Genomic DNA, 25,585 nt, shown 5'->3' on the forward strand with positions numbered 1-25,585 from the left:
CCTCGGTCGGTCCGTACTCGTTGAACACCCGGGTCGCCGGAGCGGCCGTGCGCCAGGCGCGCAGAGCCGGTCCCAAAAGGGCCTCGCCGCCCAGGATCAGGGCGCCGGCCGCGGTGGGCGACGGACCCGCTGGATCCAGGTGCCGGAGCGCATCCAAATGGGCCGGGGTCATTTTGACCATGGCGAACGCTTCCAGGCCGTGCAATCGGTCGGCGAGGACTTCGAGCGTATGGTCTTCGGGAAGCAGGTGAATCGGTTTGCCCGCCAGCCAGGGCGCCAGCAGCGTGGTCAGGGTGGCATCGAAACCAAAGGCGCCGAATACCGGCGCGCCGCCGTCACCATCGGCGCGATACAGCGCCACGGCCGCCTCGAGGTAGTTACACAGGGCGCGGTGGCTGATCATGACGCCTTTGGGCACGCCGGTCGAGCCGGAGGTATACATCACGTAGGCCAGTTGATCGGGCGAATGGTGGCGCTCACCGGCGACCACCGCGGTGCTCGCCGGAGCACCGGATCCGGCGCCGCCCCAGGTCAAGTCGCGACCCAGAACCAGCATCCGAGCCGCGGTTCCCTCGAGCGCGGCGGTACTCGGATCGCAGATCACCAGCTTGACCCGGGCGTCGTTCACGAGCGTGCTCAAACGGCCGGGCGGCAGGCCCGGGTCCAACGGCAGGAAGGCACCGCCCGCGCGGAGTACGGCCAGCAGCGCCACCGGCAGATCGACCGAACGCGGCAACATCAGGCCGACCACCACGTCGGGGCCCACGCCCAACCGCCGCAGCCGATCCGCCAACAGGGCCGATCGGGCGGTGAGCATGCCGAAACGCAGCACTTCGTCATTCCGACAAACCGCCGGCGCGTGCGGTATGCCGCCGGCCCGGTCCAAAACCAGGTGGTGGAAGCAGGACGGTCGGGCCGGTTCACCGGTGTGCCGGTTGAAGTCGTCCAGAATCCGGGCCCGTTCTGCCCCATTCAACCCGGTCAGCATGGCCAAATCGGCATCGGGCATGGCCCGCGCTTCGGCGATCAGGCTGGCCAATTGCTCGGCCAACAGGCCGACGCGTACCGAACCGAAACGGGCCTCGTCGAACGACAGCGCCAGCGATACCGCCTGGTCGCAAACGGCCACCCGCAACTTCAATCCGAATCGTTCGCCGGGAAGATCGCAGTCGACCGTTTCGAAGACCAGGTCCGGGCGCACGCGATTGGCGTGCAGGTCGACGCTTTCGAAGGCCGTCGCGAAATAGCCGCGAGCGGGCAGGCCCAGCCGGCTCCAGTCGTAATATTCGCCGTGATCGTCGGCGGCCCGAACCAGCGCCGCGAGGTCCTCGACCCACCCGGACAGGGCCCGTTTCGCCGGAACCCCGGGCCGAATCGGCAGGTACTTGGCCAGCAGCCCGGACACGCACTCGAGCCCGTCGTAGGTTCTCCCTGGCCGGCACAGGGCCACCACCGGTTCGCGCCCCTCCCCGTGACGGTGCAACATCAACACCCACAGACCCAGCAGCAGGGCATCCCGGCTCGCCGGATCGGCCGCGGTCCGACGCATGAGCCAACCCTGGGTTTCCTCGTCCATCGGCACGGGACACACGCGGGTGTGCAGTGCCTGGTCGTCGGTCGGGCCCCCGTCGAAGGTCAGGCCGGAGGTCAGCCCGTCGGACCAGTCGGCCCCCGTCCAAAAGCGAAGGCCGGCTTCGCGACGGGCCCGATCCTCGGCCGTTTCGCCCTCGACGGGGGTCAGGATTTCGTGCATCCACTCCGCGACATCGGCGTATTGCAGCTCGCCTTCCTCGGTCTCGTCCTCGTCGGTCGCATCACCGTTTGCCGGCAGCTCACCGCTGTAGATCGCCACCAAATCGTCGACCAGAATGGCGAAGGTGGTGGCATCGGCGTGGGTCGACGGCATGATCAGGCTCAAACGCCAGTGGCCGTCGCCCATGCGCGCGAGGAAGGCGCGGAAACTCGAGGTGTGCATGCCTTCGCCCTCGCGGAGAAGGTGCGCGTCCAGGGCGGCATCGAACGTCTGGCCGTCGGCCTCGTCGACCACCAGGCGATCGAGCACCGGATCCAGCTCGTCGGCCACCACCTGGAGCGGCAGCGCGGCGGTCTCGGCGCGAGCCAGGTGGGTGCGCAGAATTTCGTGGCGAGCCACCAGAGCGTGCAGCGCATCGACGAGCCGCGGCTCGCTGAGCGCGCCGCGCACGTCCAGGTCCCAGCGGGCCATGGGCACCGCCTCCGGAACGTCGTGGGCCAGGTGGAGAAGTCGAAGCTGCTGGGGTGAAGCGGTAAAGCCGTCAAGTGTGGTTTGCGACATAAGTTTTTCCTAACGTGATACTTGTGTGGTGCGGCGCGCCGAAGTCGCGGTCTCCCGGGCCAGTGGTGCGCGGTGCGGTCGAGCCATGCCCACCAGGACGCGGCGCCGGCCCTCGAAGGGATGGCGGCCGTGGGCGGTCAGCATGTTGTCCAAGATCAACAGGTCGCCGAGGCGCCAGGGAAAGGACCGCGACGCCTCGGCAAAGGCCGCGCGAATCGCGGCGAGGGCCTCGTCTTCGATTGGGCTGCCGTCGCCGTAACGGGCATCGCGCGGCAGGCCCTCGGAACCCAGCGCCTGGCACAGCCCTTCGCGGACTTCCGCCGCCAAGGCACTGGGATGGAACAGGTGGGCCTGGTTGAACCAAACCGGGTCGCCGGTCACCGGGTGTTGGGCCACGCCCTGACAGATCTGCCGGGTTTGGAGCCGATCCCCGGCGCCCCAGTGCCATTCGATGCCGCGGCCGCGACAGAAGGTCTCCACTTCGTCGCGCGCCTCGGTCTGGAAGGCCACCTGCCACGGCAGGTCGATCTCGCCGTAGTTGCGGATGTACATCACGCCCCTGGTCGCGAATCGTTCGCGGACCTCCGGCGGAATCGCACGCCATACCGCGCGGCTGTCGGCGATCGGCGTCGCGCCACCGCGATCGGCCGTCACCGCCGCGAAGAACCAGATCCGCAGCGGCCACACCGAGGCATAGGCGTTCTCGTTGTGGAGCGGAATCTCCTGATCGGCGGGGTACTCGGTGGAGGTGTACAGATGGCGATCGCCAACCCGGGTGCGGGGGGTGGAGCGATAGACGTAGGGCAGCAGGTCACCGTCGGCCAGGACGTCCGAGACGGCTTCGAAGACGCGCGTATCGCCCGAAACCAGGCCGGGGAATCCACGCAGCAAGACCGCACCGTGGCCGTGCAACCATTTGTCCAGGTCGGCGCGGTGGGTTTCCAGCCAGCGCACCAGGTCGAGTCCGGGAAAGGCCGGTTCCAGGACCAGCGGCAGTGCTTCAAGGCCGGGAATGAAGGATCGACGCACCAGTTCGCGATCGTCGCCCACCTTGCGGCGACGCCCTCGTGTCAATGACTTCGATTGTTTCATGGTGTGACTCCCGTGGATGTGCGGCCATCCGAATCGCGCGTGGACATCGGTATCGTGATCGTCACGAGCGGGCCCCCGTGCGGCGACGCGCCCGGCGCCCTTTCAAGGCTTTCTGGTTTTTGGTTTTGGCGGCGCGTTCCCGCGCCACCCGCTCCTCTTCTTCGCGGTCGTTCAGGGCGGCGCGCAGGTCGCGCAAGGCACGCTCGGGGGCCTTGATCACCGCATCCAGGAGCCAATCGACGTGCGCCAACAAGCGCTGCATGCCGGCTTCGCCGTAGCGGGCGGCATTGAACTCCAGGATCCAGTCCAATCCGTCGCCGGTTTCCACCGCATTCAGCAGCAGGTCCATCTTGGCCACACTCGCCCGGCTCTCCAGGAAGGTGGCGCTCAGGTCCTGCAACACGAAAGGCCGCGGCTGATGCTGCAAGACCAGCTTGATCGCGAAGGGGGCAGCGGACACGCCGTCCCTACGGCTGCCCAGCTCGCCGACCAGCAGGTCGAAGGGCAGCTCCTGGTGGTCGTAGGCCGCCAGGGTGGTTCGTTTGACCGCACCCAACAGATCGCGGAAGTGACCCTCGGCGTCGAGCCGCGTCCGCAACGCGAGCTGGTTCACGAAGAACCCGATCAGGCCTTCCAGCTCGGCCCGGTCGCGCCCGGCCACATCGGTGCCCACCACCAGATCGGTGCGACCCGTGCGCTGCCAAAGCAGCAGGTCGAGCACCGCCAGGAGGGTCATGAACAGGGTCACGCCCTCGCGCCGATTGAAATCGCGAAGGGCCGTCCAGGTCTCGTCGGGCATGCGCCTCGACACGAAACCGGCCGGAGCGGGTGCGAAGGCCGATCCGGTCCGCTCGGGACTCGCCGAAACCGGTGTCACATCCGGTTCGAGCAGAACCGGGTCGGGCAAGGCATCCAACGTCTCCATCCAGAACGCCAGCAACGCATCGCGCACCGAACCCTCCAACAGGCCACGCTGCCACACGGCGAAATCGGCATACTGGATCCCTGGCGGCTCCAAGCGTGGCACTTCGCCGAGGCTCGCCGCCCGATAACATTCCGCCAGCTCGCGAACCAGCACATCCACCGACCAACCGTCGGCCACGATGTGGTGCAGGGTGGCCAACAGCAGGTGGCGGTCGGGTTCGAGGGCGATCAACGTGACACGGATCAGCGCGCTACCGGCCAGATCGAAGGGACGGTCGGCCTCCTCGTGGATGCGTGCGGCCATCTCCGCCGCCCGCACATCCGGCTCGAGGCCACTCAGGTCGACCCGTTCGAGTTCGAAAGGCACGTCCTCCAGGATGACCTGATAGGGTGTCCCGTCTTCGTCGGTGAATCGGGTCCGCAGGCTTTCGTGACGATCGATCGTCATCGCAAACGCCCGCGCCAGAGCCTCCGCATCGAGCGGGCCGGCCAGTTGGATGGCGGCCGAAATGTTGTAAGCCGAGTGGGATCCTTCGAGTTGATCCACGAACCAGAGCCGTTGCTGGGCGAAGGAGGTCGGCATCAAGGTCCCGCGCGTCACCGGGACCATCGGTGTGTCCACCCGAGTTCGTGCCTGACGGAGCCTGGCCGCGAAGGCGCGCGGCGTGGGGGCATCGAACAGGGCGCGCAGGGGCAGCTCGATCTCCAGCAGGTCGCGACAGCGGGCGATCACGCGGGTGGCGGTCAGGGAATGGCCGCCCACCGCGAAGAAATCGTCGTCGAGGTGCAGGGTGTCCAACGCCAGGACCTCCGCGAACAGGTCGATCACCCACCGTTGGGTTTCGGTCAACGGTACCGCCGCGGCGCCGGTCTCACCCCGCCCCGCATCGTCCCAGCGCGCACGAGCCAGCTCGGCCAGAGCACGCCCGTCGACCTTGCCGCGGGCATTCAGGGGCAGGGCATCCAGGCGAACCCAGAGTTCGGGCGCCATGTGACGCGGCAGGCGCCGTTCCAGCTCCGTTCGCCAGGTTTGGGGCCCGTGGGATTCGGGGTCGGAGGTCACGACACAGGCGGCCAGGTGGGCCTGACCCCGGGCGTCGTGGACCACCGTGGCGCGACCCTCGACAACCCCGGAAAGACCGGGCAGGGCCTGGGTCAATTCGGCCGGTTCCACGCGAAAGCCGCGAATCTTGACCTGGTCGTCGCCACGCCCCAAGTACTCCAGCACCGCGCCGCCGTCGGGACTCGTCAGCAAACGGCAACGGTCGCCGCTGCGGTAGAGGCGCGCGCCCTGCTCTTCGCCGAAGGGATCCGGAACGAACCGCTCGGCCGTGGCTGCGGGACGACCCATGTAACCGCGGGCGAGCTGCGCGCCGCCGATCAACAGTTCACCGGGGCAACCGGGCGCGACCGGGCGTAGATCGTCGTCGACCAGGTACAGGCGCAGTCCCGTCAGGGGCACCCCGATCGGCACCGATTCGCCCTCGGTCTGGGCGCCGTCGTAAGTCCAGGCGGCACAGCCGACGACCGTCTCGGTGGGGCCGTATTCGTTGACGATCGCGGTGCCGGGCAGGCGCTCGCGCCAAGCCCGTGCCGAGGCGGCCGGGAGCGCGTCGCCGCCGACGATCAGGGTACCGATCCGGCATGCGGGCAGGCGGTCGCCCAGCAGTCCCGCCAAACCTTCCAAGTGTGCGGGCGTGACCTTGAGGAAGCCCAAGTCGACGGGTTGCAACATCCAATCGGTCAGCGCGCTGAGGGTATCCGTTTCGGAGATCAGGGTCAGTGGCGCCCCCACGAGTGTCGCCACGAACAAACTGGTCAGCGTGGCGTCGAAACCCGGCGCACCGTGGACCAGGGTGCCGCCTTCGGGCGTGTACCGAGTTCGGGCGTAGCCCAGGTAGTGCTCGAGGCTGGCATGGGTGACGGCGACGCCCTTGGGTTTTCCGGTCGAGCCGGAAGTGTAGAGCACATAGGCCAAATCATCCGGGTGCACCAAGGTCGGGGCCGAGGGTTCACAGACCGCGTCCATCATGGCGGTACCGGCGTCGAATGACAGAGTCGCGGCGATTTCGCCGAAGCGATCGCCCACGCGGTCGTCTCCCAGGATCAAGGCGGCGCTCGCGTCGTCCACCAGGAACCGCAATCGTTCGGGCGGATCTTCGGGATCCAGCGGCAGCCAAGCGCCGCCGGCCCGCCAGACCGCCCACATGGCGATCACCAACTCGGGAACCCGACCGAAGCAGAGTCCGACCACTACGCCGGGCCGTACACCCTCGCGCTGGAGCGTGGTCGCCAAATGGGTGACGCGGCGCTCGAGCTCGGCGAAATCGATGGTGCGGGCGCCGGCACGAATCGCGGGAGCCGTGGGATCTACATCCGCCGGCCAGGTAGGGATCGACATCTCACCGGTGACGGGTGCGGCGGGCACGGGGCTGGCGGCCTCGATCGGTGGGGTCCACCAGGCACGCGATCCTGGCGAACCGAGCGGCCAATGGCGCACATCGCGCTCGCAACCCTCGACCATCGCGATCAACGCGGCGCGGTAGACCTGCGCGGCCTGGGCCAGCCAACCGCCGTCCATGCGATCGGGGTCGTAGCAGAGGTTCAGCACCACCGAGTCCGCCTCGCGATCGCGAATGAAATTGGCGGTCAGCGGGAAATTGGTGAGCTCGTGGTCGCGCGTCTCCAGCAAACGCATCTTGCCCAGCCGCGCAACGGAGGCGTAGACGTGAAAGTCGACGTAGTTGAACACCACGTGGCACAGCGCGGCCCCGTTGCGCCCGTCGAGGCGCTGCAGGTCGAACAGCGGCACGCGCCGAACGCCCAACAGGGCGCGTTCCTTTTCGAGCACGCGACGCACCATGGCGCGTCCGCTCTCGGCCTGGATGCGGAACCGGAAAGGCAAGGTGTTGAGGAACAATCCCAACACCCGCTCGGCACTCTCGCGCTCGGGTCGACCATTGGCGATCAACCCGGTGACCACCTCGCCCCTGGGACCGAGGAGGTGGGCCAGGGCGCGCAGGTGCACGGCCAGCAGCACGCTTTTGAGTGGGCAACCCAGCTCGTCGGCCAGCACCGACAAACCGCGGGACACCGACGCCGGCACCTCGACCGACATCGAACCCGAGGGATCGGCGGGGCGTCGGAACCCGGTCGGGAAGCGTGGCGGGCGCGTGATGGGCACATCCGTCAGTTCTCGCGACCAAAAGGCCAAGGCCACGGCATCGCGACGCGCGGCGGCCTCCAACGCCACGAATCCCCGGAAGCTGAGCTCGGGCGACGGAGTCGGCGGTTCGACGGCCACATCCAGCATGGAGAGGTAGCGACGAAACAGCTCGGTCACCATGGAAGCGAAACTCCAACCGTCGAGGATCGCGTGGTGGAACGCCACCAGGAAAAAGAAGCGGTCGTCGGCGAGCCGCAGCACCTCGAACGCCAGCAAGGGCGCTTGGCGCCAGGAGAAGTTCCGGCGAAGGCGATCGGCACGGCGACGCTCGATTTCGTCCTCCTGAGCCTGACTGTCCATGCCGCGCAAGTCGATCACTTCCAACGGCGTGGGCACTTCGCGATAGACCAGTTGCAGTGGCTCGCGATAGGCGGACGTTTCGAAAGTGGTCCGCAGCACGGGATGGGCCGCGATCAGGCCGCACAGCGCCGCGTGGAAGGCCCGCTCTTCGAAAGGGCCCTCGAAGCGGAACCCGAACAGATCGCGGTACATGGCCTGGTCCGACTGGAGATCCCCGTGGAACAGCATGCCGAATTGGAGCCGCGTCAGCGGATAGGCGTCCACCACTTCGGCGGGCAGGGCCGCACGGGTTTCGGCATCCACCAACGCGAAGGGACCGGGCTCGCCGGGTCTCTCCGACTCGGTCTCCACGATTTCGGTCGCCGCCGCCATGGCGCCCAGGTGCGGGAACCGGAACACGTCTTCCAGTTCGAGTTTCAGGCGATGCTTGGCGGCGCGGGCCACCAGGCGAATCGCGCGAATCGAGTCGCCGCCCATTTGGAAGAAATTGTCGTTGGTGCGCGGCGGCCGACAGTCGAGCACCTCGCGCCACACCGAGGCCAGGGTTTGCGCCGCAGGCGTTTGCGGTCGCTCGGCGACTTCGTCCTCCTCGACCGGATCGATGTCGGGCAACGGAATCGCGTCGAGCGGACGACGATCGATCTTGCCGTTGGCGCTGAGCGGAATTTCCTTCAGCCACACGAAGCGGGCGGGCACCATGTATTCCGGCAGGATCTCCAGGAGGCGGTGGCGCAGCACATCGGCGCACAGCGGCTCTTCCGGATCGGCTCCGTCGGGAGAAGCCATGCCCTCTTTCGTCACCAGCCAGGCGACCAGCGACGCCTCACCCGCATCGCGCCGCAGGGTCACCACCGCGCGACCTACCTCCGGCAGTCGCACCAGTTGGGCTTCGATTTCACCCAACTCGATGCGGAACCCGCGCAGCTTGACCTGAAAGTCCAGCCGACCCAGGAAAAGGATGTTCCCGTCGGGAAGGAACCGGGCCAAATCACCGGTTCGATAAACCCGATCTCCGGGAGAGCCGAACGGATCCGGCACGAAGCGCTCGGCGGTCAGGTCCGGTCGGCCCTCGTACCCGCGCGCCAAGCCCACACCGCCGATCAGCAGTTCGCCGGGTGCCCCGATCGGCACCGGTTGCCCGCGGCGATCCACGATGTACAGCCGCAGGTTGGCGATGGCTTTGCCGATGGGCACCTCGTGACGCCCGTCGTCCGGCCGGCAGGTCCAGTGACTGACGTCGATGGCCGCCTCGGTGGGTCCGTAGAGGTTGTGCAGGTCCACCTTGGGAAAGGCGTCGTGGAACCGGAGTTGGAGATCGCGGGCCAGAGCCTCGCCACTGCAGATGACGCGCGCGAGGGAATCGCCGGACTCGAAATCGGCGTGGGCCTCGAGGAAGGCGTCGAGCATCGACGGCACGAAGTGCAGCGTCGTGATGCGTTCGGCGTCGATCACCCGCATCAGGTAATAAGGATCGCGATGACCGCCCGGTTCGGCCACGACCAGCGCGGCGCCCACGGCCAGGGGCCAGAAGAACTCCCACACCGAGACGTCGAAACTGTAGGGCGTCTTCTGCAACACGCGGTCGGAAGCATCCAGTCCGTAGGCGGCCTGCATCCAGGCCAGTCGGTTGCAAATGGCGCGGTGGGTGTTCATGGCACCTTTGGGCTTGCCGGTGGAGCCCGAGGTGAAAATCACGTAGGCCAGGTGATCGGGCTGAACCACGGGAGCGCGCGACGACCGAGAGAGCTCGGAAACGGTCGCGGGCGGATCCCCGTCCAAGGGCAACAACGGCGTGCCCTCGATCGCGCTCAGGGACGACAACCGCGCAACCAGGGCCTCCTGGGTCAGGATCAAGGCGACGCCGGCGTCCTCCAGGACAAAGCCCAACCGCGAATCGGGGTATTCCGGATCCAGCGGAACCCAGGCCGCACCGGCCTTGACCACCGCCAACAGCGCCACCACCATCTCCACCGAGCGGAAGGCACATACGCCCACCCGCGACTCGGGGCCCACCCCCAGGCCGCGCAGGACGGCGGCCCAACGGTCGGCTTCGCCGTGCAGTTCGCCGTAGGTCATCTCCGAACGCGAGGCGCCTTCACCCCACACCAGCGCGACGGCGTCGGGCGTGCGCCGAGCCTGTGCCGCCAGCACGCGATCCAGCGTCGGCGGCCAGTCGAAGTCCACATCGGTTTGGTTGAAATGCACCAGCAGGTGCCGCTTCTGGGTTTCGTCGAGCACGTCGAGCGTCGCCACCGAGGACTTCGGCTCGGCGCACATCCGCTCCAGCAGATGGACGAAGGTCGCCACCATGCGCTCGGCCGTGCCGCGATCGAACAGGTCCGTCGCGAACTCCAGCTCACCGACCATTTGGTCGTCGCACTCCTCCAGGGTCAGGGTCAGATCGTATTTGGCGGTGTGATGGGCCACTGGAACGGAGGAGAAGGTCAGTTCGGGAATATCGAGCTCGATCGGCGGCACGTTCTGCAGGACCAAAACGGCCTGGAACAAGGGCTCGCGGCTGAGATCGCGCTGAAGGTCCAGCGCATCGACCAGTCGCTCGAACGGCAGCTCCTGGTGGGCATAGGCCTCCAGGCAGGTTCGCCGCACCTGGGCCAGCAGCGCCGCGGTGTCCATGTCGTCGTCGAGCAGCAGGCGCAGCGGCAACATATTGACAAAGAAGCCGATCAGATGGGCGGTCTCGGGTCGCTCGCGATTGGCCACGGGAGTCCCGATCACCAGATCGGCGCTACCCGAAAACCTGGCCAACAGGGTGCCGAAGCCCGCCAGCAGGGCCATGAACGGCGTCACTCGCTGGCTCTGGCACAGGTCGTACAGCGCGGAAGCCTGGTCGCAAGAGATTCGGATCGGGACCCTGTCGCCTCGATGGCTCTGGCGCGCCGGTCGCGGCCGGTCGGTCGGCAGGGCCAGCGATTCGGGTGCTCCGGCCAATTTGGTCCGCCAGTAATCGAGGCGCGCGGCCAGGGCCGCCACCACCTCGGGACGCCGCTGCCAACGGGCCACGTCGGTGTAGTGCAGGACCAGCTCGGGGAGCGCGGGCCGCTCGGGCCGGGTATAGCAAGCCGAAAGTTCGCGCACCAGCAGACCCACCGACCAGCCGTCACCGGCGCTGTGGTGCAGGTTCCCCAGCAACATCCACTCGGTTTCGCCCAACCTCAGCAAATGCAGCCGGATAAGCGGGCCCTCGGCCAGATCGAACGGGCTGCGGGCATGGGCCTCGGCCATCTCGCCCACGCGACGCAGTCGTGCCTCGCCCGTCAGCTCGCGGAGATCGGTCACGGGAATCGTGGTATCCACCTGGCCCATGTCCCGAATCACCTGGACACCTTCGCCGTCCACCTCGATGAACGCGGTGCGCAGGGTGCGTTGGCGCGCGACGACCGCCGCCAGGGCACGTTCCAAGCGAGCCGGATCGAGCCGACCGCAGAGGCGCACGGCCCAGGGCATATTGTAGACCGCGCCGGGCCCGTTCAAGCGATCGAGGAACCACAACCGTTGTTGGTTCAGGGACAACGGGGCCGACTCCGTTTCGGGTGCCGGACGTAGCACGGGCAATGGCTGAACGTCGCCGCGCGTCTCCGAACGCAAGGCGTGCAGGAAACGGCGCGGCGTGGGCGCGTCGAACAGGTGCTTCAACGGCACCAAAACACCCAGCTCACGATGGACGCGACCAATTAGTTTGGTCGCCGAAAGCGAATGCCCCCCGCATTCGAAAAAGTTGCTGTCGGGGCCGAGTCCCTTACGCTTCAGAATCTCGCACCAGATGCCCACGAGCAACGCCACCTCGGGTTCGTCGACCTCGACGCCGATCATGGGTGCCGGCTCCGATGACGGCGATTGCGCCAAAGCCATGAGACGCAGGGTGTCGCGGTCGCGCTTGCCGTTGGCGGTCAACGGGAGCCGTTCCACGATCAACCACCGCGCGGGCACCATGTAGTGGGGCACCCGTTCGCCCAGGGCTCGCGCCAACCGAGACCCATCGATGCGAGTTCCACCGTCCGGACTGTCGATAGCGGGCACTACGGCCGCGGCCAAACAGTGCCCTTGGCCATCCGGGCGGATCGCGAAGACCATCGCCTCGGCCACGTTGTCGAGCATCGTCAAGGCAGCCTCGACTTCGGCGGGCTCCACACGATAGCCCTGCACCTTGACTTGACGATCGATGCGATCGAGGAACACCAGTTCCGCCGGGCCGCCATCCAAGGAGGGCATCAGCCGCACCCGATCGCCGCTGCGGTACAGGCGCGCGCCCGGCTCCTCGCCGAACGGATCGGGCACGAAACATTCGGCCGTCAGCGCCGCCCGCCCGGCATAGCCGCGCGCGACCTGCTCGCCGCCGATCAAGAGCTCGCCCGGCACACCCGGTGGCAGCGGGCGCAGGGCGGCATCGACGACGTAGAGGCGACAAGCGGACAGCGGGCGACCGATCGAAACGACCGGGCTTCGTTCGTCGGGAACGGTGAACCAGTGAGCGGCGCAACCGACGGTCGTCTCGGTGGGCCCGTACTCGTTGACGATCGGTGTCGACCCGAGACGCGCTCGCCAATCCTCCGCCAAGCGTCGGCCAAAGGCTTCGCCACCCACGATCAGGCTGGCGACGGAAGCGCGAACCGGCCGGTCACCGAGCAAGCGCGACAGCGATTCCAAATGCGCCGGCGTGACTTTGAGGAGGCCCAATTTGTGCGGTTCGGAAAGCGCGTGGCAAAGCGCGTCCAGTTCGGCGCCGGGCGGCACGATTTGGAGCGTCCGGCCGGTGAGCAGGGGTGCGAACACGCCGGTCAGGGTGGCATCGAAACCGACCGCGCCGTGCAACAACGCGAGCCCGTCCGAATCGTAGCGCACCACGGACCAAGTGAGATAGGTCAGCAGGGCGCGACGCGAGACCGCGACACCTTTGGGTCGCCCGGTAGAGCCGGAAGTGTAGAGCACATAGGCCAGTTGCTCGGGGTGAAGTTCGCCGGATCGCCAGCCCGGCTCGATACCGGGTTCGGCGGCGAGGAGCTGGGACCAGGCCAGCCAGGGGACGCGGTCGGCGGCGAGCAGTCGGTCGTCCTCGCCCAATACCAGCGTCGGCGAGGCGTCGTGCAACAACTGGGTCAGGCGTGCTTCCGGCCAGGCGGGATCCAGCGGCAGCCAGGCCCCGCCGGCTCGCAACACCGCCAGCAGCGAAACCAGCCAGGCGCGCCCGCGCGGCAGGCACAGGGCCACGACCGATTCGGAACCCACCCCCCGGTCGCGCAGCACGGAGGCCAGACGCGCCGTTTGGGCCTCCAGTTGGGCGAAGGTCCACTCGGTGTCGCCGTCGCGCAGGGCGACGCGATCGGCGTGACATGCAAAGCTTTCCTCCAGCCAGGCACCCAAGGCGCGGTGCGGTGGATGGAGCCGCTCGGTGCGGTTCCAGTCCACCAACCAGGCTCGCGATTGGGCCTTGGTGAGCAACGGCACCTGGGAGAGTCGAGGATCCGACTCGGCTCCGGCGATTTCGACGAGCACGCCGCGGTAGGCGTCGAGAAACGAGGCGATGAAGGTTTCGTCGAAGAGATCGCTCTGGTAATCGCACTCCAAATAGCAGGTGCCGCCCTTGGCCATCACGCTCAGGGTCAGATCGAAGGCGGTGGCCGTCAGCGGCGTTTCGAACGCCGCGATCTCCAGCTCGCCCATGTCCGGCACATCGGGCACCTCGAAGTTGAACACCACGTCCAACAAGGGCGCGCGGCTGGGCTCGTGCTCCGGTTCGAGCATGGCCAGCAGCTCGGCGAACGGCAGTGCCGCGTGATCGAAAGCGTCCAACAAGGAGCGCTTCACGCCGGCCAGGTGGGCATCGAGACGGGGATCGCCGTCGTGTTCACTGAGGATCGGCAGGAGGTGGGTACAGTAGCCGACCATGTCGTCCATGCCGGTCTTGTCGCGGTTGGCCGTCGGGGTGCCCACCACCAGGCGAGCCTGGCCGCTGAGGCGATGGAGCAGCGCCGTAAAGGCGCCCAGCAACAGGAAGAACGGAGTCATTCCCTTACGCCTGGCCGTCTGGCGCACCTCGGCCAGCAGATCGGCGGGCAATTCGCGAATCAGCCGTGCGCCGTGCCAGGATTTGTTGGCGGGACGGGGACGGACCGTGGGGAGCTGCAGCGGTTCGGGCCGGTCGCCGAAACGAGCCGACCAGTAGCGGCGGTGATCGTCCCAGGTCCCGTCGGAAGCAGCGGTTCGCTGGGCCGCCAAAAAGGAACGGAAGCCCGACGCGGGCGGCAGCTCCGGGGCCTCTCCCGCGGCCAGGGCCTTGTAGATCCGGCACAGATCGCGCCAGACGACGGCGATCGACCAGCCATCGCTGAACAGGTGATGGGCCGTGTACACCAGCAAGTGCCGGGTCTCGTGAAGGCGCAGCAGGGTGAACCGCCACGGCGTCGCGGTCGGGTCGAGGCCCCGTTCGCTTTCGGCGAGTAGCCAGGCGTCGGCGGCCGCGTCCGCCTCCTGGGGACCGGCCTCGCTCAGGTCGATCATCGGCAGGTCCACCGGGACCTCGTCGAAGACCTCCTGAACGGCCTCGCTCCCCTCGACGAGGATGCGCATGCGCAGGGCCTCGTGACGGGCGACCACCTGCCGCAGGGCATCTTTCAGGTGCGCGACCTGGAGGGGCCCGCGCAGTTCCATGACCGAGGTCTCGTGATAGGCGCGCGAGCCGGCCTCGTCCAGGCAGGCCACCAACCACAGTTGGCGCTGCGCCTCGGAGAGTGCCACCTGTTTGGGAGCGGGTTCGGCCGGCTTTGCCGCGACGCGCGGTGCGGCGGCGACCGTTCGGGTCTGGAGTTGCCAGAACCCCTGGGCCACCATGACACGGCAGGTCTCGCGCACCGCCGCGACCACCCGATCCAGATCGGCATCGCTGTGGCTCGTGGCCACGAAGCAGGAGCGACCCTCGCAGATGAACACGCCCAAGTGATTGAGATGGTAGTGGAACAGTTCCAGATCCGGTTCGCCGCGGAACAGGAACCACGATGCGAACGAGACGGCCTCGACCGCCACCCCACATTCGGCGAACACCCCGTTGAGTCGCGCCACCAAGTCACGCGTGCGCCGCGTCAGGGTTTCCTGGAGTTCGGGTCCTTCGTCCTGTAGGTGCTGCAGCACCGCGCGCGCGGCAGCCATGATGTGCGGATGTTGGCAGAAGGTTCCGGCGAAGTAGGTCTTCTCCGCGCCGGGGAAACTGGTGTCGCCGTATGCCCAAAGGCCACCGTCGGCGGCGTCCAGGTAGCGGGCCTTGCCGGCCAGCACGCCGATCGGCAAACCGCCGCCGATCACCTTGCCGTAGGTCACCACGTCGGCCTCGACACCCCACAGCGCCTGGATCCCGCCCGGGTGGGTGCGGAAGCCGGTAATCATTTCGTCCAAAAGCAGCGGTGTGTCGGCCGCGCGGGTCAGGGCGCGCAACTCGCGCAGAAACGCGACCGGCTGAACGTCGGGTCTGCGGCTCTGGACCGGTTCCACCAGGACCGCGGCCAGCTCGCCGGCGTGCCTGCGCAGGTATTCCAGGGCACGGTCGTCGTTCCAGGGCAGCACCACCGCCTGCTCGGCGAGCGCGTCGGGAACCCCTGGCGCCATCGGCCAGGCGTGCGGCTCGCCGGACATCATGCGCCCACCGATGAGGGTGGTGTCGGCGTGGCCGTGGTAGGCGCCCTCGAACAGTGCGATGCGGGTCCGGCCGGTCACGGTGCGCAACATGCGGATCGCGGTCATGACGGCCTCGGTTCCGCTGTTGGTGAAGGCGACCCGTTCGACGCCGGTCAAGGACACGAACCGCTCGGCGACCTCGGCCATCAAGCGCGAGCGGGGCCCGACCTGGGTGCCGCGCCCCATTTCCTCGACCACCGCGCGGTGGACGAATTCGGGATGGTTGCCGAACAGCAGGCTGCCGAAGCCCATGGTCAGGTCGACGTATTCGTTGCCGTCGATGTCGGTCAGGTGGGCGCCGTCGGCGCGGTCACCGACGATCGGGTACAGCATCTCCTTGGTCGAAAACCGAAAGCCGAAGGAAGCGCGACTGTCGGCCAGGCCAGGGCGGCAGCGCTGGGCTTCGGCCTTGGATCGCGCCGTGCGGGCGGTGTACTCGCCGACGAAGCCGTTCAGCCAGGACTGTTGGGCTTCGGTGAGGCTCAGCCCGCTCGCCGGTTTGGCCCGCAGCGCCCGCAGCGGCGATAGACGGGCCTCCTCGCCGGTCTCGCCGGCGCCCGTCCCGATAGAAACGGGCGCACCGTCACCGGTGTGTGGGGCGTTCGATGGCGTCGAAGGCGCGGGTTCGGTTCCGCCGAGCGCGACCGAAGCCTGTTCGAGTGCCGTGTGCATGGCCGTCGAACCGGCATGGCCGCCCAACATCGTCAGTTGCTGGCGCATCAGGGCCAACTGCTCCAGGACCACCTGAGCCACCGGATCGCCTCCGGCCGCACCTGTCGTGGAAGTGACCGAGGCCTGAACGGAGGTCGGTTGGGCGACGGACACCGTTTCGGGAGCGCGGGTCGCTTCGACCGATCGGCACCGGGCCGGAACACGCGCTTCGATGTAGGCCGCGAGGGCCCCGGTATGGGTCACGTCCTCGAAGAACTGGCGCATGGTCAGTTCGATCCCGAAACGACGCTTGATCACCTGGATGGCGTCCATCAACAACAGCGAATCCGCGCCCATCTCCAGGAACTCGGCTTGGGGATCCAGTTCGCCCGGCTCCATGTGCATCAGCTCGGCCACCAGCTCGATCACCTCGGCCCGCAGATCCCGGTCGGATGCCCCCCGCACACCCGACTCATCCGGCGCGGAATCGACGGCTTGCGTCACCGGATCGGCCGACGATGCGACCGAATCGACAGGAGCCGAAACAGCCTGCCTCGCGTCGGGCGGAGCGAGCCCCGCGTCGGACTCGGGCAACCAATGGCGTTTGCGCTGAAAGGGGTAGAGCGGCAAATCCATGCGCGGCGCGGGCGCGCCGTAGAAGGCGTCCCAGTCGACGGCGACCCCGTGAGCGGCCATGGTCGCCAAACCGCGCGCCATCACCAGATCGTCCGGTTCGCGCGGATCGAGCGACGGCAGCCAGCAGGCCGGATCCAGACCACTTTGCCGACCCAGTGCCAGCAAGACCGGTCGCGGCCCCAGCTCGACGCAGAGAGTGGTGGCGGCTTCATCCGGTTCGCCCAACGCGGCCCGCAGGCCCGGAGCGAAGGCCACGGGCGCGCGGCAGTGATTGGCCCACCAGGCGCCATCCGGCACGCGCCATTCCTCCAGAATCAGGCCGTCTTCGTTGCCCACCAGGGGGATGCGCGGCGAACGGTACTCGATCCCGGCAGCGAACGCCCGAAACGGTTCCAGCATCGGCTCCATCAGGTGGGAGTGGAAGGCGTGCGAGGCCTTGATCTCGCGCACGGTGATGCCGCGTTCCTTCAGGTCGCGGGTCAACGCCCGGACGGCTTCGGATTCGCCGGACAGCACCAGCGCGGCCGGCGCATTGCGGGCGGCGATCTCGATCCTGCCTTGGTATGCGGCCAGCAGCGGCACAATCTCGGATTCGGGCGCCATGACCGAGGCCATGCAACCCTCGCGCGGCAAGGCACTCATCAGGGCCCCTCGGCGCGCGATCAAGCGCAAACCGTCTTCGAGGGAAAACACGTCGGCCACCCGCGCGGCGGCGTACTGGCCGACACTGTGGCCCAACACCACGTCGGGCTCGACGCCCCAAGCGCGCCACTGCGCGGCCAGTGCCGCCTGCAAGGCGAACAGGGCGGGCTGGGCGGCGCCGGTATCGTGGATCGCTTCGTCGCCTTGCGCGGCGAACAGGAGGGCCGACAACGGTTGCGGCAGCAGTTCGTCGAGCACCGCCGCACAGCGGTCCAGGGTTTCGCGGAAGACGCCGTTCATCTCGTAGAGGCGGCGCGCCATGCCCGCGAACTGGCAACCCTGACCCGAGAACAGGAACAGCAGGCGCGGCAGGTGGTTCTTGCCGAGGCGGATCGGCTCGGGAGCGCCGGGCGCGGCGGCGGCCAAGGCCCGTAATTGGGCCACCATCGACAGGCGGTCGCAGGCGGCCAGGGGGACGCGCACCTCGAAGGCGGTGCGGTACCGACTGGCCGCGTGGCACAGGGGGCGCCACGTCGCGTCGTCGGTGGCTTCGAGGCGATCGGCGTAGCGGGCCGCCAGGTCGCGGACGGCGCCCTCGGAACGGGCACACAGCAACAGCGCCGCGGCTCTTTCGTCACCCGGCGAGGCGGCGGGTGCGGCGGCGTCTCGAGCGATGGGGGCCGCACCCACGGGCGGCGCCTCGGCCAGGATCAGGTGGGCGTTGGTACCACTGACGCCGAACCCGCTGACCCCGGCGATGCGCGGACGCGAACCGCGCGGCCAGCAACGGGCGGCGACCGGAACCTCGATCGGCAGGCGCGACCAGGCGATGCGTGGATTGGGCTCGTGGAAATGGAGATGGGGCGGTACCGTCTCGTGTTGCAGGGCCAGCACCAGCTTGATCACGCCGGACACGCCGGCCGCCGATTCCATGTGTCCGAAGTTGGTCTTGAGCGAGCCGACGACCAGCGGCCCGGCATCGCCGCGATCGGCGAACACTTCCCCCAGCGAACCCATCTCGATCGGATCGCCCAGGGCGGTACCGGTGCCGTGGGCCTCGATCAGGTCCACCTCGTCGGGGCGCAGGCCGGCCTGGGCCAGGGCCGCGCGAATCACCCGCACCTGGGCCGGGCCGTTGGGCACGGTCAGGCCGCCGCTCGGGCCGTCCTGGTTGATCGCCGAACCGCGGATCACGGCCAGGACCCGATCGCCGTCGGCGCGCGCGTCACGCAGTCGCTTGAGCACCAGGATGCCGGCACCTTCGCTGAGCGCCAGCCCATCGGCGGCGCTGTCGAACGTCTTGCAGCGGCCGTCCGGCGCCAACATGCGCGCCTGACAGAAGTTGACGTGCAGCTCGGGACGCAGCAAGAGGTTGACGCCACCCGCCAGCGCGAAGCGGCATTCGTCGCGGCGCAGCGCGGTGCAGGCCTGGTGCAGCGCCACCAGGGACGACGAGCAGGCCGTGTCCACCGCGAAGCTGGGGCCGGTCAGGCCCAGAACGAACGAAAGTCGCCCGGCCGCCACGCCCAGCGCGCTGCCGGTTCCGGAGTAGGCGTCGATGTGGCGCGGATCGCCGCCCAGGAGCTGGCTCATGCCGTAGTCGACGCGGGTGATGCCCACGAAGACACCGCCCACTTGGCCGTAGAGACCGTCCGGCGGCATGCAGGCGTGTTCCAAGGCCTCCCAGGCCACTTCCAGCAACAGGCGCTGTTGCGGATCCATGGCCTCGGCCTCGCGCGGCGTGATGCGGAAGAACGACGCGTCGAATCGGTCGACCCCGTCCAGGAACCCGCCGCGGCGCGTGTAAAACTTGCCGGGCCGTTCGGGCTCGGGATCGTAGAGATGGGCGTCCCGCCAGCGTCCGGCGGGCACTTCGCCGGTGGCGTCGACGCCGCGGATCAGGAGGTCCCAAAGGGCGCTCGGATCGCGGGCACCTCCCGGTAGACGGCACCCCATGCCGACGATGGCGATCGGTTCGCGTTCGCGCCGTTCGGCTTGGGATAGGCGTCGTTCCAGATCCTGAATTTTCAACAGGGATTTCTTCAAAAGCTCGCGGTGGTCCATATGCGCAATCCAAACAATAGATTCGGTGTGGGCGAAGAGGGGAAATCAGGGGTGGTCGGAATCGATAAAGGCTGGGAAGCGAAGGTTGGGGAGACGGAGGACAGGAAACGGATCGATGTAAGGGAAACGCGGTGGGTCGGGGACCATGGGCCGGGAGACCCGTGGGCTTCGGGTCTACCCGTGAGGTTGGGAACGGCGCCTTGCCGTTCCACCCCACCCACGGCTAAAGGTCGTCCAACTTGTCGGCCAACATCTTGGCCAGTTCGTCGTCGGACATCCGGTCGAGCGTGCCTCCCTCGTCGGCGCCGTCGGTCTGCTCCGATGGCGTGGCGAGAAGGGCGCCCAGCTCGTCTTCGGCCAGGTGCGCGACCAAGGCCTCGACCGTTGGGAAGTCGAAGATGATGGTCGAGGACAGCGAAGTGCCGAGCCCGCTCTCGATGGCGGACTGCAGTTCGAGCGCCATGATGGAATCGACGCCCAGATCGAAGACAGGATCGCGCGGACCGACCTCGTCACCGGAGGTCAGGCCCATCACCCGCGCGATCTCGTCACAGATCAACTTGGAGAGCAATGCACGCCGCCGCGTGGGAGCGGCGGCTTCCAGCCGGGAAAGCCAGCCGGATTCGGGAGTGTCGGTTTCGGTTTGGGATCCGCAGAGTTCGGCGAGGAAGGGTGCGCCGGAGGGGCCGGGATGCTTGTCGGCGTAACGCGGCCAGTCCACGTCGATCACCGCCAGGTGCGCGCTGGAATCGGCGAGCGCCATCGCCAGGGCGCGCCGGCCGTCCTGGGGCTCGATCAACCGCAGGCCGACCGCCTGCATCCGTGCCCGTTGGGCGTCGGCCAGTTCCGCGACCATGCCGGTGTCGGCCCAGGGCCCCCAGGCAATCGCGGGACCGGGCAGGCCCCGCGCGGCGCGCGCCCGCATGAAGCCGTCGAGAAAGGCGTTGGCGGCGGCGTAGTTGGCCTGGCCGGGCAGGCTGACCAGGCCGACCATGGAGGAGCAGGCCACCATGAAGTCCAGCGACAGATCGCGCGTGAGCAGGTGCAGGTTGGCGGCGCCCAGTACCTTGGGTGCCAGCACGCGCTCGAACTCGCCCCAGCTCTGGTGGCGAATCAAGCCGTCGGCCAGGACCCCTGCGGCGTGGACGACACCACACAAGGGCGCGGCCGCCTGAGCGCGGTGCACGACCTCGGAGATGGCGTCGAACGAGGTGATATCGGCGCGGTAGACGTCGATCTGGGCGCCCATCGCGTGCAACTCCTCGAGCACGGCCTGAGCCGCGCTGCCGGGATCGCTGCGTCCCACCAGGCTCAAGTGCCGGGCACCGCTTAGAACCAGGGCGCGAGCGATCTGCAGGCCGAAAGCGCCCAGTCCGCCCGCGACCAGGTAGTTGCCGTCCTCGCGTGCGCGGAACCCGGTGCCGTCGACGCGGCGCGAGCGGCGCACCAGACGCGCGGCATGGCGAACGCCGTCGCGCCAGGCGAGTTGGGTCTCACCCGCGTCGGCCGCCAACTCGGCGGCCAGCGGACCATCGGCCGCGCGACTGTCGGCGGGATCCAGATCGAACCGCAACAGGCGAAGCTCGGGATGTTCGGCGGCCAGCGTGGCCCCGAAGCCCCAGAGCGCGTGCTGCACCGGATAGATGGCTTCCTTACCCAGCGCGCACGCCCCTTCGGTCACGATCGCCAGGCGGGTCTCGCGAAGGGCGATGCCGTGACGGTTCCGTTGGGTCCCGAGCGCCTGGACCAGGTGCAGCAGGCTGCCGCAGCCGCGGGCCAGCGCGGTGCGCAGCGCGGCGGGCTCGGCATCGAGCTCCAACGCCAGGTCGGCCCCCCAGAGGTGGACGATACCGCGCAGGACACGCGTCTCACCGCACCGCTCGACCGCGTAGTCCAGCAGCCGGGTCCAGTGTTCCGGTTCGAGCGGATCGAGGCGTACCCGATCGCGATCGTCGATGTCGAAGGTCCCGTTGCAGCAGGCCACCAGGACACCGGCTCCGCCGGCCTCCAGCGTGCGGGCCAGCGCCTCGCCCCGGCCGCCGTCGTCGGCGCAGATCAACCACAGGTCGCGTACGGAGGTCGCGGTTTCCGTCTCGGCGGCGATCGGCTGCCAAGAGAGTTCGTGGAACCAGCCGCTCAAATCCTTCTGGATTCCGCGACGCAACACGTCGGGATGGGCCTCGCGGCCTTCCAGCCCGAGGATTTCGCAAATCAGCGCGCCGTCCTCGTCCACCAGGCGGATGTCGCCGATCAATTTGCCTCCGGAAGCGGCGGCGTCGCGCGTGCGCGCCTGGGCCCACAGGTGCCGGCCACGAGGGCGGCGGTAGAAGGCGAACGTCTCGGCACCGAAGGGGACCAACACGGTTTGGTCGTCGATGCGGTGGGTCATGACCATCAACCCGACACAGGCATCGATCAGGCCCGGGAACATGGGGTAGTGCTCGAGCTGCGGCACGTTGTCGGGCACGCTGATCTTGCCGAACACGTCGTTGCCGGACACGCGGATGGCGTCCAACCACCGATAGACCCGTCCGAGGTGGATCGGTCCGAGCACGTCGGGATGGTACAGCGTCTCGTGGTCCAATTCGCGATCGAACTGGTCCCAACGTTCGGCGATCGGACGTCGCCCGAAGGTCTCCACGGAGGGGTTGGGTCCCTCGCCGACCATGAAACGACCGGTGGTGTGCAGGACCCCTTCCTCTTCGAGCTCGTCGGCGGTCAGGCTCATGAGCCGGAAGGCCGCGCGGCCTTCCTCGCCGGGTTCGATGCCGATCTGGACCAGCCGCCCGGCGCCGTCGGGAATGGAAAGGGCGCGCAGGAACTGGAGATCGGCGAGATGGACCGGCTCGCGGCCAAAGGCGTGCTGGCCGGCGCCGAGCAGGGTGGCGATCTGACAGGCCCCTGGCACGACCGTCACGCCGAAGAGCAGGTGATCTTCGAGAATGGGGACGCGGGTGCGGCTGAAGTGACTTTCGTAGATGCGGGTAGGCGACATGGGACTGCGAATCACGTGGCCCAGGAGCGGATGGTTCAGGCCCGCGGTGCCCACGTCGGTATGGTGAGGATCGCGCTCGGCGACGGCGACCACCGGGGGCGGGGAAGCCGGTGCCACGCCGTAGGGCTTGCGGCGGAAGGGATAGCCGGGCAGATTATCGCGCAGGCGGGTGCCGGCGGATCCGAACCAGGCCCGCCACTGCGGGGTGGCGCCCGCCACGAAACAACGCGCGAGCAATGCGGCGACGAGGCTACCGCGGCTGGCGGGCACCTCGGCGGTGTCGCGTCCTTCGATCGCGGGCATGCGGGGAATCACCGGCACGGCCAGTCCGGCCAGGGTCGCGTTCTCGGCCGGTTCCACCTGACCCTCGAGCAGCCAGTCCACCCAATCGGTGGTCGTCACGAAGGATGCGCGCACATTTAAGAGGGGTACCACCGCGGTGGTGAGGTCCAGCTCGGCGGCCAGCGGGCGGATCGCGTCGGCCAGCGCAGGCGAGGGTTCCGGCAAGGCATCCCAGCCTTCGGCTTCCAAGTGCTCACCCAGGCGCTGCATCCACGCCAGGCCGCGCTCCCAGGAGAGCATTCCGGCGGCACAGGTGGCCGCGACGCGACCCCAAGCCTGACCGGTCACGGCATCGGGACTGAGGTTCCAGTTCTCCCATACCGACCAGAAGGCGTGATGGCACTTGAACAGCGCGGGCAGGATTTGGGCGGGTCGATCGCTTTCCAGCGCCTGAACCATGTCGCGGCGTCGATCTTCCACGGGAAGCACGGCGGTCGTTTCGTCGAGCCAGTGATCCCACGATTCGCGGAAAGCGCATTCGTCGTCGAACCAGCGGGCGGCGACGCGGCTCAGGCCGGTTCCGGCGCCGTCGAAATGGAAGCGACGCGGGGCGGGCACGCTTTGGCAAGTGTCGCCAAGCCAGGCATGTTCGGGCAGGTCGCGATCCTCGGCGAGTGCCTGCAGGGCGGTGATCAGATCGTCGCGGGTCCGGCCCACACAGGCGAAGCGCCATGGCAGGGCCGAGCGGGCCGCGGCCAAGGTGAAGCAGATGTCGTCGAGCTCGGCAGGCTGGGTATCGCGCACGACCTTCAGGTGGTCGGCCGCCATGGTCCTCAGCGATTCGGGATGGGCGGCGGAGAGCACCAGCAGCCTGGCTTCGCTGCGCAGGGCGGGCGGTTCGGCCGCGAGCGGGGCCTCTTCCACGACGGCGTGGGCGTTGGTGCCGCTGAACCCGAAGGAGCTGACGGCGGCCAGACGGGGCCGGTCCCCGCGCGGCCAGGGCCGGCTTCGGGTCACCACTTCGATCGGCAGTTCGGACCAGGGGATGTGCGGGTTGGGTCGCTGGAAGTGGAGCTGTGGCGGCATGACCTGTTTGTCGAGGGCCAGGACGGCCTTGATCAGGCCCGCGACGCCGGCAGCCGCTTCCAGATGGCCGATGTTCGTCTTGACCGAGCCGACGCGCAGCGGATCGACGGCCTGGCGACCGCGTCCGTAGGTGGCGGCCAGCGCGTTGATTTCGATCGGGTCACCCAGTGCGGTGCCGGTTCCGTGCGCCTCCACGTAGTCGACCTGGTGGGGCTCGACGCCGCCGTCGGCCAGGGCGCGGCGAATCACGTCCTGTTGGGCCGGCCCGTTGGGGACGGTCAGGCCGCTGGTGTGGCCGTCCTGGTTGACCGCCGTGCCGCGAATCACGGCCAGGATGCGGTTGCCGTCGGCGCGGGCGTGGCTGAGGCGTTTCAGCATCACCAGGCCGCAGCCCTCGCCGCGGGCGAAGCCGTCGGCTTCGGCGTCGAAGGCCTTGCAGCGGCCGTCGGGCGAGAGCATGTGGTTTTTCGAGAAGTTGATGCTCAATTCGGGGGAGAAGATGCGATTGACCCCGCCGCAGATGGCGGTGCGGCATTCGTCGTGGCGCAGGGCCTGGACCGCCAGGTGGACGGCCACCAGCGAGGACGAGCAGGCGGTGTCCACGGCCAGGCAGGGGCCGCGCAGGCCGAGCCAGTAGGCCAGCCGACCGGCCGCCACGCTGTGGGCGACACCGGTGGCCATGTAGGCGTCGATGTGTTCGGGTCCGCGCGCGGCGAGGCGCAGCGAGAAATCGTTGTTGCAGATGCCCAGGTAGACACCGGTATCGCTGGTGCGCAGGTCGTCGCGGGTCACGCCCGCGTGGTTCATCAGCGACCAGCAGACTTCCAGCAACAGGCGCTGCTGGGGATCGATCGACATCGCCTCGCGCGGCGCGATCCCGAAGAATTCCGGATCGAAATCGCCCGCGTCGTCCAGGAAGCCGGCGCGGCGGGTGATCATCTTGCCGGGACGGGTCACGTCGGGATCGAAGTAGGCATCGATGTCCCAACGGTCGACCGGGACCTCGGAGGTCGCATCGACGCCATCGCGGATCTGCGACCAAAAGCGTTCGGGCCCATCGGCCTGGCGCGGGAAGCGGCAGCCGACACCGATCACGGCGATCGGCTCGGCGCGGGCTTCGCGCAGGGCGTCCAGTTGGGCACGGGTCTTTTGTAGCGCGTAGAGGGCGCGCTTGGTCGGTGAAAGGGCTTCGGCGGCGGGATCAGGATCCATTGCGTGGAGCGGATCACGCTCCTCATGATCGTGTGTCATCTCGTCCTCACGACATCAAGGGCGCATCGCGCCCGGGGATTTGGGTGGCGGGCCGAAAGGGCGCCCATCAAGGTTGTGTGATCGGTGGTTCCCGCATGGGGTCCCGGGGAACGAGCGGAGCCTTCCCTTTTCGCGGGTGGGCTGTGCATCGACGTTTCCTGCCCGGCGGTTCCCGCATGCGGAGGGTGCCGTCGTTGCGGTAGGTGCCGGGCCCGCCTAGGGGGCTGGGCCGACGCTTCGAAGCCGATATGTTGCGCATTTCGTATTCGCGGAAGAGCGGAGCCTTCCCTTTTCGCGGGTGGGCTGTGCATCGGCGTTTCCTGCCCGGCGGTTCCCGCATGCGGAGGGTGGCGTCGTTGCGGTAGGTTGGGCCGCTGGCCCGACGCTTCGAAGCCGATATATTGCGCATTTCGTATTCGCTCAAGAGCGGAGCCTTCCC

At 68.3% G+C, this 25,585-nt stretch carries 4 protein-coding genes (1 of these 4 cut by a window edge); all 4 read right to left on the bottom strand.

The window, feature by feature from the left end; all coding sequences use genetic code 11:
• A protein-coding gene (locus tag J3U87_RS07215) for a non-ribosomal peptide synthetase (protein ID WP_237382362.1) crosses the window boundary here: on the bottom strand, positions 1–2,314 show its 5' end (the start). 14,456 nt of this gene lie to the left of the window's left edge; only the first 2,314 of its 16,770 coding nucleotides appear in the window; its start codon is at positions 2,312–2,314; the stop codon falls past the left edge of the window.
• Between the two features lie 9 nt (positions 2,315–2,323).
• Complete coding sequence (locus J3U87_RS07220; protein ID WP_237382363.1) at positions 2,324–3,406, bottom strand: TauD/TfdA family dioxygenase; 1,083 nt, start codon at positions 3,404–3,406, stop codon at positions 2,324–2,326.
• Between the two features lie 61 nt (positions 3,407–3,467).
• Complete coding sequence (locus tag J3U87_RS07225) at positions 3,468–19,532, bottom strand: non-ribosomal peptide synthetase/type I polyketide synthase (RefSeq protein WP_237382364.1); 16,065 nt, start codon at positions 19,530–19,532, stop codon at positions 3,468–3,470.
• Positions 19,533–19,755: 223 nt separating this feature from the next.
• Entirely contained in the window at positions 19,756–25,146 is a 5,391-nt protein-coding gene (locus J3U87_RS07230; protein WP_237382365.1) for a type I polyketide synthase, read from the bottom strand.
• Between the last annotated feature and the right edge of the window lie 439 nt (positions 25,147–25,585).

Source organism: Sulfidibacter corallicola, from assembly GCF_017498545.1.
In the GTDB taxonomy this organism is placed as follows: domain Bacteria; phylum Acidobacteriota; class Holophagae; order Acanthopleuribacterales; family Acanthopleuribacteraceae; genus Sulfidibacter; species Sulfidibacter corallicola.